Raw genomic sequence first — 16,100 nt, forward strand, 5'->3', positions numbered from 1 at the left:
CGATCCCGGGCCTTGATAAAGGAAAACCGATGGGCATTAAAAGAGCGCTTTGCACCTTCCCCGCTATCGCTGTGAGCATGGCAACAGCGGCACAGGCGAATGATAGCTTTGATTTACAAGCGTTAATCGAGCGTGCCAGACAAGAAGCGCCGATTACCGTATACGCACCTACCGGCAAAATCGTTCAACAGGCGCAGGACTTTACCGCCCAATACGATGTAAGCGCGACAGGCGTTAAAGCCAAAGCGCCCCAAACCATCGAGATCGTAAGCCGTGGATCACGCGCCAACAATGTCCAGGCCGATGTGATCATGATAGAGGACGCCCCCGGTGCCACCGAGCTCTTGATCGACCCGGAATACGTGACCAGCTGGACACCCGGTGACATGCTGGGCGAGATCATCAACGAGTATCAGAACCCGCTCACCGTTATTCTGGCCCCCAATCTCTGGGCCTATAACACGGCAGAGTACGACACTTGCCCGATTACGAATATATGGCAGCTCACCCAACAAGAGTGGCGCAATAAGGTCACACTACAGGACCCATCGCTCAAGCCGCTTTATATCGACTGGTTCAATCAGATGGCCACTCATCACGACCAAGCGATGGCCGATGCGTTTCTGGCCTTGAACGGCGAGGCCCTCGTCACCGACGAAGATTCAGCAACCGCTGAATTCGTCAAACGCCTTGCCCAAAACGCCCCCTTGATAACACCTTCCGACAGCGATGCCGCCCAGGCCATAGGCGCCCCGGATGTCGACGATAGCTTCGTAGGAATGATCAGCACCGCGGCATTTCGGGAAAATAAAAACGGCATGACGATGGGCATATGCAACGACATGCAGCCGTTCATTGGCGTGAGCTACCCCACTTTCGGCCTCATCACTACTCAGACCAAAAGCCCCAATGCCGCCAGGCTCTTCATTCATTACCTGATGATCGAGGAAGGCATCGCCCTACAGAGCATGGACGGCAAAATGTCGACCAACACGACGTTTAGCCTACCCGATGAAGAAGCGTCCGGTATCGATCAATTCAAGGATCAGCTCATGATGTATAACACCGCTACGACCAACGCGGACTGGGAGAATCGCCAGGATTGGCTGGACCTTTGGAGCTTGAACTATTCGCGTTAATCCGAACCGGCGCATAGACGCCCCGTTCCACACCTAACCGCCGATAATAGCCCCGCGCCACTCACAGCATGTCATTGCAGAGTGGCGCGGACTTTTTACTGGGTAACGCGTGAAAGTCTCCTCAACGCTCTTTCTGCAAAAGCCGTGCGCGCATTTAAGCTTTTCTAACACATCCATTTTTCCAATTGAAGCGCCATGGCGGGCTGGTTAGAATGTAGCCTCTAATTCAACTTTACCATTGGGTGGACGGCCCGATGCCGGAACCCCGACACCTATGGCCACGTTCATTCCCGCCCTTACGACCGCCCCTCGAATGACCCGTGGCGAACGGCGCGTCGCGCAAAGACTCGATAGCCTGCTGGAAGAAGACTATATCGTCTGGTACGACATTCCTCTGGGGCAAAAGCGCCGCTATCCGGACTTCATCGTTCTTCACCCGGCGCGGGGCCTGCTGTTTCTCGAGGTCAAGGACTGGAAGATCGAAACCCTGCGCTTCATCACGCCGGACAGCGTAGAGATCGACACCCAACAAGGGCGCAAAACGGTCAGCAATCCGCTATTTCAAGCGCGCCAATGCGCCTTTGCCGCCATTGATCAACTAAAGCGCGACCCGCAGCTGACCCAGACCGATAAGCGCTATCAGGGTAAGCTCTGCTTTCCCTACGGGCATGGCGTCGTTTTTCCCAACATCACACGCCTGCAGTGGAACAAGGCCATTTCCGAGGCGGAGCAAGAGATCGTACTGCCGGGCCACCTGGTGATCTGTAAGGACGAGATGGCCCCCACCACCGACCCCGAAGCGTTTCAGCAGCGCCTCTGGAGTATGTTCGGCTACCAGTTTGGCGAGAAGCTCACTCTCCCCCAGCTCGACCGGATTCGCTGGCAGCTCTTCCCGGAGGTGCGCATCGACGCCCCGACCGGGGATCTGTTCGGTGACGGCGAGGAACACGAGACCAATGCCGCCCCGGCCACGGAGGTCGTGCCCAATATCGTGCGCGTCATGGACATTCATCAGGAGCAGCTGGCGCGCAGTATGGGCGACGGCCACCGGGTGATTCACGGCGTGGCCGGCTCCGGTAAAACCTTGATCCTTGGCTACCGCTGCCTGCATCTGGCCCAGGCAACGAGCAAACCGATTTTAGTGCTGTGTTTCAATATTACGCTGGCGGCAAGGCTTCGCTGCTTTATCACCGAAAAAGGTATCGCCGACAAAGTCATGGTTCACCACTTCCATGAGTGGTGCGGCCAGCAGTTGAAGACTTATAACGTCGACCTGCTGACAGGCAGCAAACCAGCCTACGAGCGCCAAGTGGAAAGCGTGATTCAAGCCGTCGACGAGTCGCGCATTCCGCGGGCGCAATATGCTGCGGTGATGATCGACGAAGGCCACGACTTCGAGCGCGAGTGGCTGAAGCTGGTGGTACAGATGATCGACCCGGACACCAACTCGTTGTTGCTGCTCTACGACGATGCCCAGTCCATCTACCAGAAAGGCGCGCTGAAATTTCCGCTTTCTTCGGCCGGTGTTCAGGCCCGTGGGCGCACCACCATTCTCAAACTGAACTATCGCAATACTCGGGAAATCCTTACGTTCGCCTACGATTTTGCACGAGACTTCCTGGAAGCCTGTGAGGCCGACGATGACCATATACCGCTGATCACCCCCGAAGTGGCCGGGGTAAGTGGGCCCAAGCCGGCATTTCGCGCTTTCGATAATGCCCATCTCGAGGCACGCTATCTGGTGCACTGCATTCAGACGTGGCAGCGCCAAGGCAGCGAGCTGAACACTATTGCCGTGGTCTATACCAGCAACGCCCAAGGAAAGCTCTTCCACAAAGCCTTGCAGGCCGCCGGCATTCCTTGCCGTTGCCTGCAAACGCCTGCCGACAAGCGCAGCTACGACCCGGAAGCCGACGAGGTAGTACTGCTCAGCCGTCAAAGCAGCAAGGGGCTAGAGTTCGACACGGTACTGCTCAGCGGGCTTGGGGCACTCAGTCTTGATGAGGAAAAACAGGCTCAGGAAGCGCGTCTGCTCTACGTAGGCATGACCCGTGCCCGGCGCCGCCTGATGGTGACCAGCAGCAAGGAAAACTGGTACACCGAGCGGCTGAGCGAGCTGGCGGCGGCTTGAAGGTAGCGGCTTTTTTATATCACCTGTGAGCGAGGCACCTGAATGGCGATCGAACAAGGCATCTGGAAGCTGGCAAGCGATACCGACGAGGCACCGCAAAAACTACGCCCTATGGGGCTAGCCGACGAGGGGAAGCTGGAAGATCAGATCATGCAGGATGTCTCGATCCTCAACCGGGACTGGCTGCTGATCGGCCGTCAGGTGCGCACCGGCTTCGATAAGCTCATCGACCTGCTCGCGCTGGATGCCAACGGTAACGTGATCATCATCGAGCTTAAACGTGATAAAACGCCCCGCGACGTGGTCGCCCAAGCCATCGACTACGCCAGCTGGGTCGTCACTTGGCCGACTATCAGTTGATCGATATCTACCAGGCCTTCAATGAGCGCTATCCACGCCCTCACCCGACTCTGGAAGATGCCTTTTCCGCCAAGTTTGGCGTACCGCTTGATGACGTCTCGCTCAATGACAGCCACCAGATGGTTGTGGTGGCGACACGGCTCGACGCCAGCAGTGAGCGGATCATCAACTACTTGAATGACCACGCTCAGCTTTCGATCAACGCGATGTTCTTCTCGGCGTTCGAAGACGGCGGCAACCACTACCTGAGCCGCGCCTGGATGATCGACCCGGACGAGCCGCCCAAGCCCGCCGCGCGCAAGGCGCAAAAGGCGCCGTGGAACGGCGAGTTCTACGCCTCGTTTGGCGATGATCGGCCTTGGGAATTGGCGCGCCGTTTTGGTTTTATCGCCGGTGGCGGCGCCCACTGGTACTCCAAGACGCTCAACCTGCTTTCCGAAGGCGACCGGGTCTGGGTTAACATTCCCAAAACCGGCTACGTCGGCGTTGCGGAAGTAACCGGCGAGCGGCTTCGGGCAGATGAATTCATGGTCGAGACGTCGAGCGGCCTTCAAGCACTACACGAAGTAACGACCCCAGCCGATTACCCCCACCTGCATCGTGCGAATATGTCTGATGACGAAGACACGCTGGAGTATCTCGTGCCGGTTCGCTGGATCAAAAGCGTTCCCGCGATGGCGGCATTTCGCGAAGTGGGGCTATTTGGTAATCAGAATACAGTGTGCAAGCCGACGACACCAAAGTGGGAGCATACGGTGGAAAGGCTGAAACAGGTTTGGAAGATTGCTTGAAAGCTCGTTTTCGGGAACGAGAAATCAGGAAAAGAATTGGTGGGCCCAGTCCGACTTGAACGGACGACCAAGGGATTATGAGTTAGCGCTATAGCACTAAGTTACTGAAAAAAAGAAATTAACCTTAATATAGCAAAGGGAATAGTCTTTTAGAATCAGTAATTTAGCGAAGTTATAGAGTAGCATGTGCAGCTAATATGTGTACCGAGGGTGTACTGATTTTGAGTTCTCACCTCTCTCGAACAGCATGCCTATGGGTAGCACCTACATTGCGAACTATACAGAATTTTGTATACTTACATCATGTCAGAATACAAACCCCTAAATTTCCGAGGTAGCGCCCTCGCCGATCTCCGCGCTTTCCCTGCGACTGTCCGGCAGGAAGCAGGTTACCAGCTTGATAAGGTGCAAAGAGGGCTTAATCCGAACGACTGGAAGCCAATGGCCACTGTTGGTCAGGGCATGCGGGAAATTCGCATCAGAGACGCTGGTGGTGCATTTCGAGTGATCTACGTAGCCAAGCTTGCCGAAGCTGTCTATATTCTGCACTGCTTCCAGAAGAAAACCCAGAAGACGAGTAAGGCGGATCTCGACCTGGCCGAAGCCAGATATCGCGCCTTGCTAAGCGAGGTGAAACGATGAGTAATGAAACTTTTGAAAGCGTGTGGGACGCCATCGAGGATACTGCCGCCGAAGCGGAAAATATGAAGCTTCGCTCCGGCCTGATGATGGCCCTTGAGCAGCACATTAACCGGCAGGGCTGGACTCAGGGCGAAGCTGCTAAGCGGCTGGGCGTCACTCAACCCAGGGTATCCGATCTGATGTGTGGCAAAATCCACCTATTTGGTCTTGATACACTGGTGAATATGGTAGTGGCGGCTGGGCTGCATGTCGAAATGCGCGTACTTGAGGTCGCTTAAAAACATTGCTGTTCTGTACGTAGAAATATTTACGCAAGATCGTCCCTTTGATGGGCGGACACTATGTGTAAAGAAAACTACCAAATTTGGTGCGACTTTTATCGTCCAGAAGCGGTTTCTTAGACATCTCTGATATAACGCTCGGTTCACGCGCCGGTTTGGAGCTGCAAAGCAGCGGAAAACCGGTCGCTGTGCAGCCGACTGTTAAATCTCTACTGCTCCTGAAGTTTCTTTCTCTCGACATAAGCCAGAAACTCTTGACCAAGCTTTGTTGTCGAGAAGCGTCGCCACCTTACACCCGCGACTTTTTCGTTTTGTACAAGCCCATGAATTTGGAGTTTCGGGCAAACGTTATTGTATATAAAACCATAGCCATCATGTTGGCCCGCCTTGTTAGTTATCCCGATAACGATAACATCTTTGAGTTTAATGAATAACTTATACAAGCTAATCTCAATATCGTCGTCCTTTTCAGTAGCATTTGGAGGGACTTTAATTTTTATTGATTCTAGTATCTTTTCTAGCGCCTGAAACTCTTCTTCTGTGCTATCCTTTTTGCCGCTCGCCATCTTCGTTTTTAAATCAGAATTCTCTTTAGATAGTTCATCGACCTCTTTTGAAAGTTTATTTATTTCTTCAACAAGCGCTTTCGTGTCTGGAACCTCATCACCTGATACCCAACCGGAAAGGTCTCGTGAAGCCGCGATATCTGATAGGCTTTCCATCACACAAAGGCGGATATCTTTCTCATCCTCAAAAAAGGAGGACATATTCGAAAGAACATTTTGTCTGAATAGCTCCAGCTCTGCCTGTCGGTCTTTTTCAAAAACAGAACTGCCATGAACTTTAACTTTTTCCTCAAGCGCATCTTCTTTAATGACTACAGCAAATAGAGGCTTTCCAATTTCCAAAGCGTAGTTACACTCTAGCTCTGTATAGCTGACCCCTGACTCCTTTTCGACGCTTCCATATCTTCCCCCAAGAATCAACATGTAGACGTCGGATTCGTCGATCCATCTTTTGATCACTTCTAGCTGACTTTGATCACCAGCGGTAAAGAGTTCCATACCTGCCGGAATATTACCAGATTTCAAAACGGCACTTACTGCAGCCTGCCTTTCTTCAATTAAGTCCGTATACGTGGAAGAAATGAACACCTGTAGTCGCTTCTTCATGAAAACTCCATATTGAATTTAACGCCGCCTTCAATAGCCGCCGAAGGCGGTCGATTGCATGGCTTTGTTAAGTTTACGTGGCACTATCTTCAGGCAGATAGTACATTACTGGAGTTTCGCCATTATCCTGATACCTTTTTGATAATAAGCCAGCATCTATAAGTGCGTGTAGCTTCTTTTTAAGGCTCATTCGCTGGCGACCCGTTCCGCCAAGAATTTTATGTGCTTGCATAAGAGTTAGAGGCTTCCCAGCTTCGCGTAAAAGTGAAAATATTTGCTCTGAGGTCACATCATCTTCTGAGCATTTCGAAGGGTGGACAATAACGTTTGAAGATTCTGCTATCTCACGGGTCTGGTTGATTTTCTCTTCTAGAGCTGAAAGCTGGCTGTTCAAAACCTCTTTTAATTCAGAAGCGTTCTTATTTTCCTTTTCGCCAAGCTCTTCTTTAGCAACTTTAAGTACGTCGCTTTTCACTTTCTCTAGAAACTCATCTAAGTCATCAAAGCTTTTATTAACTTCTGAAGAAGGAGAAATAGCAGCATCTAATGTTTTATCAAACATGCTAACAATATGAGATTGCAGTCCAGACATTTTCTCTTCTACTTTTGTTAGAGCATCATTTGCCGCTTTTTGTAGTTCCACACCATCTCGATAGAACTTTAACGAGGCAAAAAACCCAATAACCGTAACGATTAGGGCTACGATAGATAAAATAATCGCTAGAACATCGGAGATGATTGATAGCTGAACTGTTTGAATTACGACTTCACTATTTGGCATTTTCTCGATTTCTCCTTGTGAACTTAACAGTGATTATACACCCCACTACATAACCTGATTGACCCCGACGGCACGTTCATTCAGGTTATACCGCCATTTATTTACGGCCTATCTCATTGAAATCACAATAAATTAAGCATAAATAGGCTGCATAACATAGATTATCGTGCCGGCTGCATAACACTGATGAAACAGCATGCTGCTTTTGCCGAGAGGGTCGCTTTGGGTCGTGATCAGTTATAATAGGCCCTTCCGTAGATTGCTACTCAGCAAAAAAAAGCCACTACCTGACCTCCCTTGTTACACACCTAGTAAATCACCGCCTCATCTCGCTCGATGCCATTTGCGAAGCGTAGATTACCCTCGTCTCGGAACTCCGTGCTTTGGAGCTCTTTGAGTTTATAGATGATCTCGGTCGGGCGCTGCTTCTCGGGGTATTAGGGCTCGACTAAGCCCCCTTTGCTGAACGGGGTGAAGCACTAATCACCCCTTGGCGCAGGCACTTTTCTTCACGCTTATTGAGACGGTAGTGAGTCAACTCAAGCTCGCTGACACCCTCCCCCTTATGACCGTAGCCGCCGACCGTGCCGAACTTTCAGCCGCAGGTCGTCATGCCTTTGTATACCCACCTAAACTGAGCTTACCTGCTGCTCGCCATGTTATCACCCGCGCTTGGCATAATTATGCGTAATAGCCTAGCGCTTCAAGGATACAATGGGAAGTCTACTTAGGCCGTTATACTGCTATTAAGACGACACCTGCCCAAATCCTTCTCCAACGGCACCAGTTAGTACCATCAACGACAGGTATACCTGCTAGGCTTGCGGATATTCTGGACAGGGTTATACGTCAGGCCTAGCCTCCATTCTTGAATAGACACGGTGAAGAGGTGGCCAAGCAGAGCAAGCTCTAGACGCACGGTACTCGGGCTAATTAGTTCCCCTCGGCGTCCCTAACTGTTTAAACGCTTGTCGCGGTAGTTGGCGACCAACTCTGGCGTGAGAGCGGCCAAGGAGTATTTGCCCAAATGTTCGATGAGCGTATCAGCCTTGAGGCGTTCGCTTTTCTGGCTGCTGGGTTTCTTGGTAGGGGGGATATCGGCCAAATAGCGCTTTAGCGCTGCTTCAAGCGTCATTCTCTCTGAGGATATAAACGCCGCGCACCATTTCATCTTCAGTGCGGCGTGCCCAATCTTGGGCGTCACGTTTGGTACGGAAGGTCTTTGCAGTGGTGGGCCAACCCGACTTGCGGATGACGGCTTTCCAGGTTGCAGAAGGGGTCTTAACGATGGTGGCCATAAAAATCTCCAGGGCCTGACAGATCGGCACTGTACCGAAACTGTACCCTTGGAACAGGGGACTCACCACATAAAATTGATAAGCTACTGATTTTAATGGTGGGCCCAGTCCGACTTGAACGGACGACCAAGGGATTATGAGTCCCCTGCTCTAACCAACTGAGCTATGGGCCCGAAAGGCGTGCATATCATAGCGAATGTGGCGGGGCGAGGCTACCCCTGGGGCGCTATCTTGATCTTATTGCGGCACTTTTACACCGCGGGCGAGTCTGCTGATGAGTCCTTACTATGGAGACATGCCATGAAAGCCTTGTTTGCTCTTTTACCGCTGGTGCTGGCGATGCCGGTGTCGGCGGATTGGCAGCTGGATTCGAGCCAGTCCCAGGTGCAGGCGAGTATTACCCAGCTCGACGGCGGCTCGCCGCAAACCCATCATCATCAGGTGCGTGATTTGCAGGGCGAGATTTCGCCGGACGGCACCCTGCGCCTGCCGCTGAAACTCAGCCAGACCGACCTGCTCTCGCGCTTTGGCGAGCTGCCGGTATGGGCGCGGCTTCTCACTGATTCCACGCTGGTGACGTTGACCGCGCAGATGCCGCCGGAGCGCCTCGATCGTCTGGATATCGGCGAGTCGATGGTCGAAACGCTGACCTTTCGCGTGCAAACCGAGGGTATCAATCAGCAAGAAGACGTGCCGCTGCGCTTCACCCGGGAAGGCTTGAACCAGGTACGCGTGACCCACGCCGAGCCCATGGCCTTGAATGGCAGCACGCTCATGGCCAACAACACGGTGCGCACGGTGATGTCGCTGCTGGGCTACCAGCAAATTGCCGACCATGTGCCGGTCACCCTCGATGCAGTGCTGATCAACCGTTAGCGCTTAAGTAGCCGCCGCTCGGCGCACGCTGGCAATCAAGGGGCTGCCGGTGTCCGGGTCTTTCAAAAGCGTGCAGTCTACCTGGTAAAGCGTACGTACCAGCGCCGGGGTCACGACCTCGGCGGGCGTGCCTTCGGCGACGATACGCCCTTCACACATGGCAATGAGATGATCGGCGTAGCGACAGGCGCTGGCCAAATCGTGTAGGACCATCACTACGGTGCGCCCTTTACGGGCAAGCTTTTGCACCAGTTCGAACACTTCGATCTGGTGGCCCAAATCCAGCGCGGAAGTGGGTTCATCAAGCAGCAGCAGCGGCGTTTGCTGGGCGATGGTCATGGCGATCCAGGCGCGCTGGCGCTGCCCACCGGAAAGCGCCTCGAGCGGCCTGTCCGCCAGCGCCTCCAAGCCGGCGGCCTTGAGCGCGTACTCGACGACCTGCTGGTCCTCCGGCGACCACTGGCGCAGCCACCCCTGATGGGGCTGGCGGCCAAAGCGGATCAGCTCGGTGACGGTGAGCCCTTCCGGTGCCACAGCCTCCTGGGGCAGCAGCGCAAGCTTTTTGGCAAGCGCCTTGGCGGGTAATGCCTGGATATCGGCGCCGTCGAGCAGTACCGCACCGCTTTCCGGCTTGTGCAGCCGGGCAAGCCCCGAAAGCAGCGTGGACTTACCGCAGCCGTTGGGCCCCACAATGGCCGTCACCTGGCCGCTGGGCAGGTGAAGGCCCAGCTCGTTGATCACCCGGCGTGCGCCGTAGTTCATGTTCAGCGCTTGGGTGGCAAGCGTAGGCGTGTCGTGCGAGGTGCTCATGGGTGGCTCCGTTGCGGGCGCATCAAGATCCATAAAAGCCAGGGGCCGCCCACCACGGCGGTCACGATGCCCACGGGAATTTCGATGGGGGATAAAAGCGTTCGCCCGGCCAAATCCGCCAGTACCATGACCAGCGCGCCGGCAAGCGTGGCGGCCAGCACCGGTACGTGGCGTGAGCTTGAAAGCGAACGGGCGATTTCCGGGCCGATCAGCGCGACCATGCCCACCGGGCCTGCCACCGCGACGGCAAGGCCGGTGAGCACCACGGAAAGCGCCAACACTTGTATGCGGCAAGCCTTGACCTTCACCCCCAGCCCGCTGGCCACGGCGTCTCTAAAGCGCAGCAGCGTGAGCGAGCGTGCCAGCACCATGGCCAGCACGATACCCACCGCCAACCCCAAGGCCAGAAGCAGTACCGCATCGGGTGAACGGGCGTTGAGGGTGCCGACGGTCCAGGGGTAGGCGGCGTTGGCGTCGTCGATGGGTACCCGAGCCAAAATGAACTGGGTCAGCGCGCCAAACACCGCGCCTACGCCAATGCCCGCCACGATGAACCGGTACCCCTGGGTGCCGCTGCCCGCGGAAAGGCCAAAGGTAATCGCCGCGGCGGTGGTGGCCCCGGCCAGCGCCATGGCGGGCGGGGCGATAGACGTACCAATACCGATGACCGAGGCGACCGCGAACGCCGTCGCGCCGTTATCGATACCGATGATACCAGGCGTTGCCAGCCGGTTGCCGGCCAGCGTCTGCATCAGGATACCCGCCAGTGCAAAGGCCCCGCCGGTCAGGCAGGCGCCAGCCAGGCGCGGCAGGCGAAGCTCCTGCACCATGAAGGTGGTCATGATGTCGCCCTGGCCCGCCAGCGCCGGAATCACTTCGCTAATCGAAAGCGGCACGCTGCCAAAGGCCAGATACACGACCCCGGCTACCAATAGCGCGAGGACGAGCGCGCAGTTGACCCATACCGCGCGGCGCTCGAACAGTACGCTGTACGCCTGCCCATTGGCGTGCCAGGCCAGGCGCCAGTAGCCAGGCAGCGCCGGGTCGCTCGCTTTGCGTGCGCGCACGTCGTCCACCGCCTCGTGTTGGGAAGAGAGCTCCGGCATGTACTCGGGGCTCGCTGTCGTTTTGGTTGCCATCGTCACTGTTAACAATAATTACCGTGTAAATAGTTATCGTGTAAATAGTTACCGTGGTAGAAGACCACCCCGCAAAGGCGTGGGCTCAAAGCATGGGTAAACGCCGGGCGCGCACCACCGCGATCAGCACCGGCGCGCCGCAAAGCGCGGTCAACACCCCCAGCGGTAACTCCGAAGGGGCGACCACGACCCGCGAAATGATATCGGCGCTCAGCACGATCAGGGGCCCGATGGGCAGACAGAACCAGAGCGTGCGGCGAATGTCCGGCCCGGCCAGTGCCCGGGCGACGAACGGTACCACCAGGCCCACGAACGCAATCGGCCCGGCGATTGCCGTAGCCGCGCCGACCAAAAGCGCCACACAGCCGATCACGACCCAGCGGATCAATGAAGGATGATGGCCAAGCCCGGAGGCGGCGCGCTCGCCCAGCGCCAGCGCCGCCAGCGGGCGGGCGGTGAACGCCACCATTACCGCGGCCACGGCCAGGCTTGGCAGCACGGCGGCCAAATCCTCGAGGCGCCGCCCGGCCAAGCTACCCACGACCCAGAAGCGGATCTCGTCCGCGGCGCGCTGGTCATAAAGCAAAATCAGCGAGGTCAGCGAGCCCAAAAGCCCGGAAAACGCCGCACCGGCCAGCACCAGGCGCACCGGGTCGTTGCCCACGCCGCGAAAGCGCGCCACGCTCAGCACACAGACACACCCGGCCAGCGCCCCCAGCTGGGCCACGGAAATACGCAGCGTCGCCGCGCTCGCGCCGAGCACCAACGCCAACGCAACGGCGAACGCCGACCCGGCACTCACGCCCAAAAGCCCCGGCTCGGCCAAGGGGTTACGCGATACCGCCTGTAAAAGCGCCCCGGCCACGCCAAGGGCAACCCCCACCACGATGCCGATCAGCATGCGCGGCGCGCGTAGCTCTTGCACCACAAAGCGCGCTTCGCTGTCGGCGCTGCCCTGCAAAAGCGCCAGCACTCGCACCGGCCCCACGCTGCCAGCGCCGATCAACAGGCTCAACACACTCACCGCCACGAGGGCGGTGAGCAGATACATCATCAGAACACGGGGCGTTTGGCGTGTGACGGCCCCGCTAAGTGCGTGGGCGATTCCGGTCACGGCAGCAAGGCGTTTTCGATACTATCCAGAATGGCCATGGCCGCCAACGGGCCGCTGGCACTGCTCCAAAGCTGGCCATCGACTGGTATCACTCGGTCTTGCTGTACGACATTCAGGCGGTTGAAGGCATTGCTCTGTTTGGCGGCGTCCAGCGCCTCCTGGCCGTCTTCGTTGAGCGTGGCCAGAAACAGCCAGTCGCCGTCGACCATGGAAATATTCTCCAGGCTCAGCGCATCGCTGTGCGCGCTGCCCTCTTCGACCAGCCCGGCATCACTCACATCGATACCCACGCGGTTGAGAAGCCCGGTGGCAATCAGGTTTTGTGACATGACCATGGGGCCGCTGGGCATCCAGCGCACCACGAAGGCGTTCTCGTCCGGGTGGTTTTCCTGAATCCTTTGTGAAAGTTCTTCGACCCGCGCTTCCACCGCCTGAATTACCTCTTCCACCGCCTCCTGGCGGTTGAGCGCTTCGCCAAACAGGCGCGCTTCGGCTTCCCAGTTGTCCGGCTTGAAGGTCTGAGTCGGCGGCACGATGGTGGGCGCAATGCGCGAAAGCAGCTGGTACTGCTCTTCGGGGAGCTGGGCGGCGGCCAGGATCAAATCCGGTTTTTGAGAAAGTACGGCTTCGATATTGATTTCACGTACCACGCCTACCATCTCCGGGCGCTCATCGTCGAAGTACTCGGTCACGTAGTTGGCCACATCGGTGCCACCACGGGTACTCACAGCGCCCAGCGGTATGATGCCGGCGGCAATGGCGGTGTCCAGCGCGCCTTCGTAAACTGTCACCACGCGCTCGGGGGTGCCTTCGACCTCCACCTCGCCAAAGCCGGTTTCGAGCGTCCGCGCCTGGGCGTGCCCCGCGAAAAGTGCGCTGACCAAAGCACCCGCCATTGCCAAACGGCCTACCGTGTTACCCCGCGCTGTACCCGCCATCGAAACTCTCCTGTTTGTTAATGCCATTGATAGTAACGATTCTCAAAAGCAATTGCATTACCAATTTATCCTTTCCCCCGCCCCTCTTTGCAAAAATGCCGGAGCGCCGTTAGCGGCGGACCAGCGATGCAGCGCACTTTTCGCCAAGCGTTCCGTATAAAGCAACACTGTGTTCCTCAATTTTCGCTCGATATCGGGAACTATTATTTTTAGACTTCCAATTACATTTGATAACAAGTCTCATTAACAAGATAACCACTTTCATCGCAAGGGTTCTTCAATGCCTCGTTTTACTCGCACCGCCATTGCCAGCGCCGTCGCCCTGGGCGCTTTTGCTACTGCCGCGCACGCCCAGCAGGTGACCAACAACCTCGACGATATGGTCGTGACCGCCGCCGGGTACGAGCAAACGCTGAACAATGCGCCGGCCAGTATCTCGGTGGTCACCCGCCAGGAACTCGAGCAGAACCAGTTCACCAACGTGGCCGAGGCCATTGCCGATATTCCCGGCGTGGATACCCGCGCCGGTACCGGCAAAACCGGCGGGCGGGAGATTTCGATTCGCGGCATGCCCAGCGACTACACCTTGATCCTGATCGACGGGCGCCGCCAGAATACCTCCGGCGATGTCACGCCCAACGGTTTTAGCTCGACCTCCACCAGTTTCATGCCGCCGCTTTCCGCTATCGAGCGTATCGAAGTCATCCGTGGGCCGATGTCGACGCTTTACGGCTCCGACGCCATGGGCGGGGTCATCAATATCATCACCCGCCGGGTGGGGACCGAATGGGCGGGGTCGGTCAGCGTCGAGACTTCCTTCCAGGAGGACCGCGACGAAGGCAACAGCTCTACCCTCAACCTCTACGCCTCGGGCCCGCTGGTGGAAGACACCCTCGGCGTCCAACTACGCGGGCGTTTGTTCGACCGCGCAAGCTCCGAGCGCCTGGTCGAGGACAGCGTCGGCCGTGACCCCCGCCCGGCGGAGGCACGCATCTACTCGATCGGCGGCCGGGTGAGCTTCACCCCGGACGATACCCACGAAATCTGGCTGGACGCCGAGCGCGCCCGCCAGACCTACGATAACGACGACTGCCGCCTGGGAAGCCTGGACGGCCTGCGCCGCAGCGACTGCGAGACGCCGGAGCCGAATTCCTTCTTCGGCTACGAGGACGAGCTGCGCTTCAACCGCGACCAGATCGCCCTGGGCCACTCCGCGCGTTTGAGCGCGGGCACCTGGGACACCAGCATTACCCGCAACGAAACCGAGTCGCTGGGCCGCACGTTGCCCGCAGGTAACGCCCCGGCCTACGGCTACGTGGCCCAGGGCGGCGAGCCGCGCCAGCTCGAAAACCGGGACATCGTGGTGGATACCAAATTCGTGGCGCCGCTGGATGATCACATGGTCACCGTGGGCGGGCAGTACATTGACGCCGAGCTGATCGACGCCACTGCAGGCGATGAAAAATTCAGCCAGTCGAGCTGGGCGGTCTTTCTCGAGGACGAGTGGTTTTTACGCGACGACCTGGCGCTGACCCTGGGCGGGCGCTTTGAGCACCACAACGCCTTTGGCGGCCACTTCAGCCCGCGCGGCTATCTGGTGTGGAATACCACCGACGAGTGGACGCTCAAGGGCGGCATCAGCCAGGGCTATAAGACCCCGACGCTGAACCAGCTGCACGACGGCGTTAACGGTTTTGGCAACCAAGGGCTCTCGGCGAGTCTAGGCTCGCCCAACCTGTCGCCGGAAAAGAGCACCAACTACGAAATCGGCGCGATCTACGACAACCTGGATAACTTCTCCGCCGGGGCGACGGTCTTCTTTACCCAGTTCCGTGACCGTATCGCCAATGGTGACGACCTTCCGAACTGCCAGTTTGTCGATAGCAGCGGCAACCGCCCGTTTGCGGATGCGGCCAACTGCATCAGCGTGGGCGACTTCACCACCCAGGATAGCTTCAATCAGGAAATCAACGTCGACCGCGCCGAAACCCGCGGTATCGAGCTGACCAGCCGTTACCAGTTTGCCCCCCAATGGAGCATCAGCGGCGGTTACACCTACACCGATACCGAAGTGACCTCCGGCGACAACGAAGGCCAGGCGCTGACCAACGCGCCCAAACACAAGCTAACCGCGGATCTCTCCTGGGCGATCAACGCGCGCTGGACCACAACGCTCGAAGGCGAATACTACGCTTCTCGCGACCGCTTTAGCGGCAGCGTCTCGGGGAACTCCGCCGCACTGGTCGAACAAGTGGGTAACGATCTGGATGGCTATGAGCTATTCAATCTGCGCTCATCTTACCGCTTCTCGGACAACGTTCGCCTGACCGGCCGGGTCGACAACCTGCTCGACAAGGACTTCTCCGACTACGACACCTACACCTTCGACGGCGATACCTACGTCGCCTACCGCTACACGCAAACCGGGCGCTCGAATACCGGCGTGGCGGTGGATGGCCGCAGCTACTGGCTCTCCGCCACCTACGACTTCTAAGGCTGGTTGCTTTCGATCGATGCTCTCTGATCTCGCTTACTGATTTTAGCCCCGGCAAACACCGGGGCTTTTTTAGCACGCTACGAACACCCCGCCCCCGGCTCCTCCAACGCAAAAATGGCTACCCGTAGGTA

At 57.0% G+C, this 16,100-nt stretch carries 15 protein-coding genes and 1 tRNA gene; 8 read left to right on the forward strand and 8 right to left on the reverse strand.

The annotated features are described in order from the left end of the window. Positions 1 to 29: 29 nt before the first annotated feature. The 6 genes from ACWHXT_RS12735 (at position 30) to ACWHXT_RS12760 (ending at position 5,341) form a co-directional block, all read left to right on the forward strand. Positions 30 to 1,139 (forward strand): ABC transporter substrate-binding protein, encoded by a 1,110-nt coding sequence (locus tag ACWHXT_RS12735; RefSeq protein ID WP_447956115.1) that lies wholly within the window; start codon positions 30 to 32, stop codon positions 1,137 to 1,139. 274 nt (positions 1,140 to 1,413) lie between these two features. After that, complete coding sequence (locus ACWHXT_RS12740; protein WP_447956116.1) at positions 1,414 to 3,270, forward strand: 3'-5' exonuclease; 1,857 nt, start codon at positions 1,414 to 1,416, stop codon at positions 3,268 to 3,270. Positions 3,271 to 3,312: 42 nt separating this feature from the next. Next, a complete protein-coding gene (locus ACWHXT_RS12745) occupies positions 3,313 to 3,630 on the forward strand; it encodes an endonuclease NucS domain-containing protein (protein WP_447956117.1) in 318 nt (105 codons plus the stop codon). Continuing rightward, positions 3,612 to 4,421: a hypothetical protein gene (locus tag ACWHXT_RS12750; protein ID WP_447956118.1), complete on the forward strand. Its 810-nt coding sequence runs from the start codon at positions 3,612 to 3,614 to the stop codon at positions 4,419 to 4,421. Before ACWHXT_RS12745 ends, ACWHXT_RS12750 begins: the two co-directional genes overlap by 19 nt. A 303-nt stretch (positions 4,422 to 4,724) precedes the next feature. Next, positions 4,725 to 5,063: a type II toxin-antitoxin system RelE/ParE family toxin gene (locus ACWHXT_RS12755; protein ID WP_447956119.1), complete on the forward strand. Its 339-nt coding sequence runs from the start codon at positions 4,725 to 4,727 to the stop codon at positions 5,061 to 5,063. Continuing rightward, on the forward strand, positions 5,060 to 5,341 hold the full coding sequence (locus ACWHXT_RS12760; RefSeq protein ID WP_064234381.1) for a helix-turn-helix domain-containing protein: 282 nt from the start codon (positions 5,060 to 5,062) through the stop codon (positions 5,339 to 5,341). The genes ACWHXT_RS12755 and ACWHXT_RS12760 overlap by 4 nt, the downstream gene beginning before the upstream one ends. Before the next feature lie 212 nt (positions 5,342 to 5,553). Here ACWHXT_RS12760 and ACWHXT_RS12765 read toward each other — a convergent pair whose 3' ends face one another. The 4 genes from ACWHXT_RS12765 to ACWHXT_RS12780 form a co-directional block, all read right to left on the reverse strand. Then, positions 5,554 to 6,516, reverse strand: coding sequence for a DUF4062 domain-containing protein (locus ACWHXT_RS12765; RefSeq protein WP_447956120.1), 963 nt, complete (start codon positions 6,514 to 6,516; stop codon positions 5,554 to 5,556). Positions 6,517 to 6,589: 73 nt separating this feature from the next. Further along, positions 6,590 to 7,297, reverse strand: a complete 708-nt coding sequence (locus ACWHXT_RS12770) for a hypothetical protein (protein ID WP_447956121.1) — start codon at positions 7,295 to 7,297, stop codon at positions 6,590 to 6,592. A gap of 1,124 nt (positions 7,298 to 8,421) precedes the next feature. Next, a complete protein-coding gene (locus tag ACWHXT_RS12775; RefSeq protein WP_447956122.1) occupies positions 8,422 to 8,595 on the reverse strand; it encodes a hypothetical protein in 174 nt (57 codons plus the stop codon). Positions 8,596 to 8,691: 96 nt separating this feature from the next. Continuing rightward, a tRNA-Ile gene (locus ACWHXT_RS12780) sits at positions 8,692 to 8,768 on the reverse strand. Between the two features lie 127 nt (positions 8,769 to 8,895). Here ACWHXT_RS12780 and ACWHXT_RS12785 point away from each other — a divergent pair. Next, positions 8,896 to 9,471, forward strand: a complete 576-nt coding sequence (locus tag ACWHXT_RS12785) for a hypothetical protein (protein ID WP_447893972.1) — start codon at positions 8,896 to 8,898, stop codon at positions 9,469 to 9,471. Positions 9,472 to 9,474: 3 nt separating this feature from the next. Here the strand turns inward: ACWHXT_RS12785 and ACWHXT_RS12790 are convergent, their stop codons facing one another. From ACWHXT_RS12790 to ACWHXT_RS12805, 4 genes are all read right to left on the reverse strand, one after another. Next, the gene (locus ACWHXT_RS12790) at positions 9,475 to 10,281 is read right to left on the reverse strand and encodes an ABC transporter ATP-binding protein (RefSeq protein WP_447956123.1); all 807 of its coding nucleotides are present in this window, start codon (positions 10,279 to 10,281) and stop codon (positions 9,475 to 9,477) included. Beyond that, positions 10,278 to 11,387 (reverse strand): FecCD family ABC transporter permease, encoded by a 1,110-nt coding sequence (locus ACWHXT_RS12795; protein ID WP_447958043.1) that lies wholly within the window; start codon positions 11,385 to 11,387, stop codon positions 10,278 to 10,280. The genes ACWHXT_RS12790 and ACWHXT_RS12795 overlap by 4 nt, the downstream gene beginning before the upstream one ends. A gap of 118 nt (positions 11,388 to 11,505) precedes the next feature. After that, positions 11,506 to 12,474: a FecCD family ABC transporter permease gene (locus ACWHXT_RS12800; protein WP_447958044.1), complete on the reverse strand. Its 969-nt coding sequence runs from the start codon at positions 12,472 to 12,474 to the stop codon at positions 11,506 to 11,508. A gap of 56 nt (positions 12,475 to 12,530) precedes the next feature. After that, positions 12,531 to 13,472, reverse strand: coding sequence for an ABC transporter substrate-binding protein (locus tag ACWHXT_RS12805; protein ID WP_447956124.1), 942 nt, complete (start codon positions 13,470 to 13,472; stop codon positions 12,531 to 12,533). A gap of 280 nt (positions 13,473 to 13,752) precedes the next feature. On the opposite strand from ACWHXT_RS12805, the gene ACWHXT_RS12810 reads away from it, so the two are divergent. Further along, positions 13,753 to 15,966 (forward strand): TonB-dependent receptor domain-containing protein, encoded by a 2,214-nt coding sequence (locus ACWHXT_RS12810; protein ID WP_447956125.1) that lies wholly within the window; start codon positions 13,753 to 13,755, stop codon positions 15,964 to 15,966. The last annotated feature ends 134 nt before the right edge of the window (positions 15,967 to 16,100 follow it).

This window comes from Vreelandella halophytica (genome assembly GCF_968193635.1).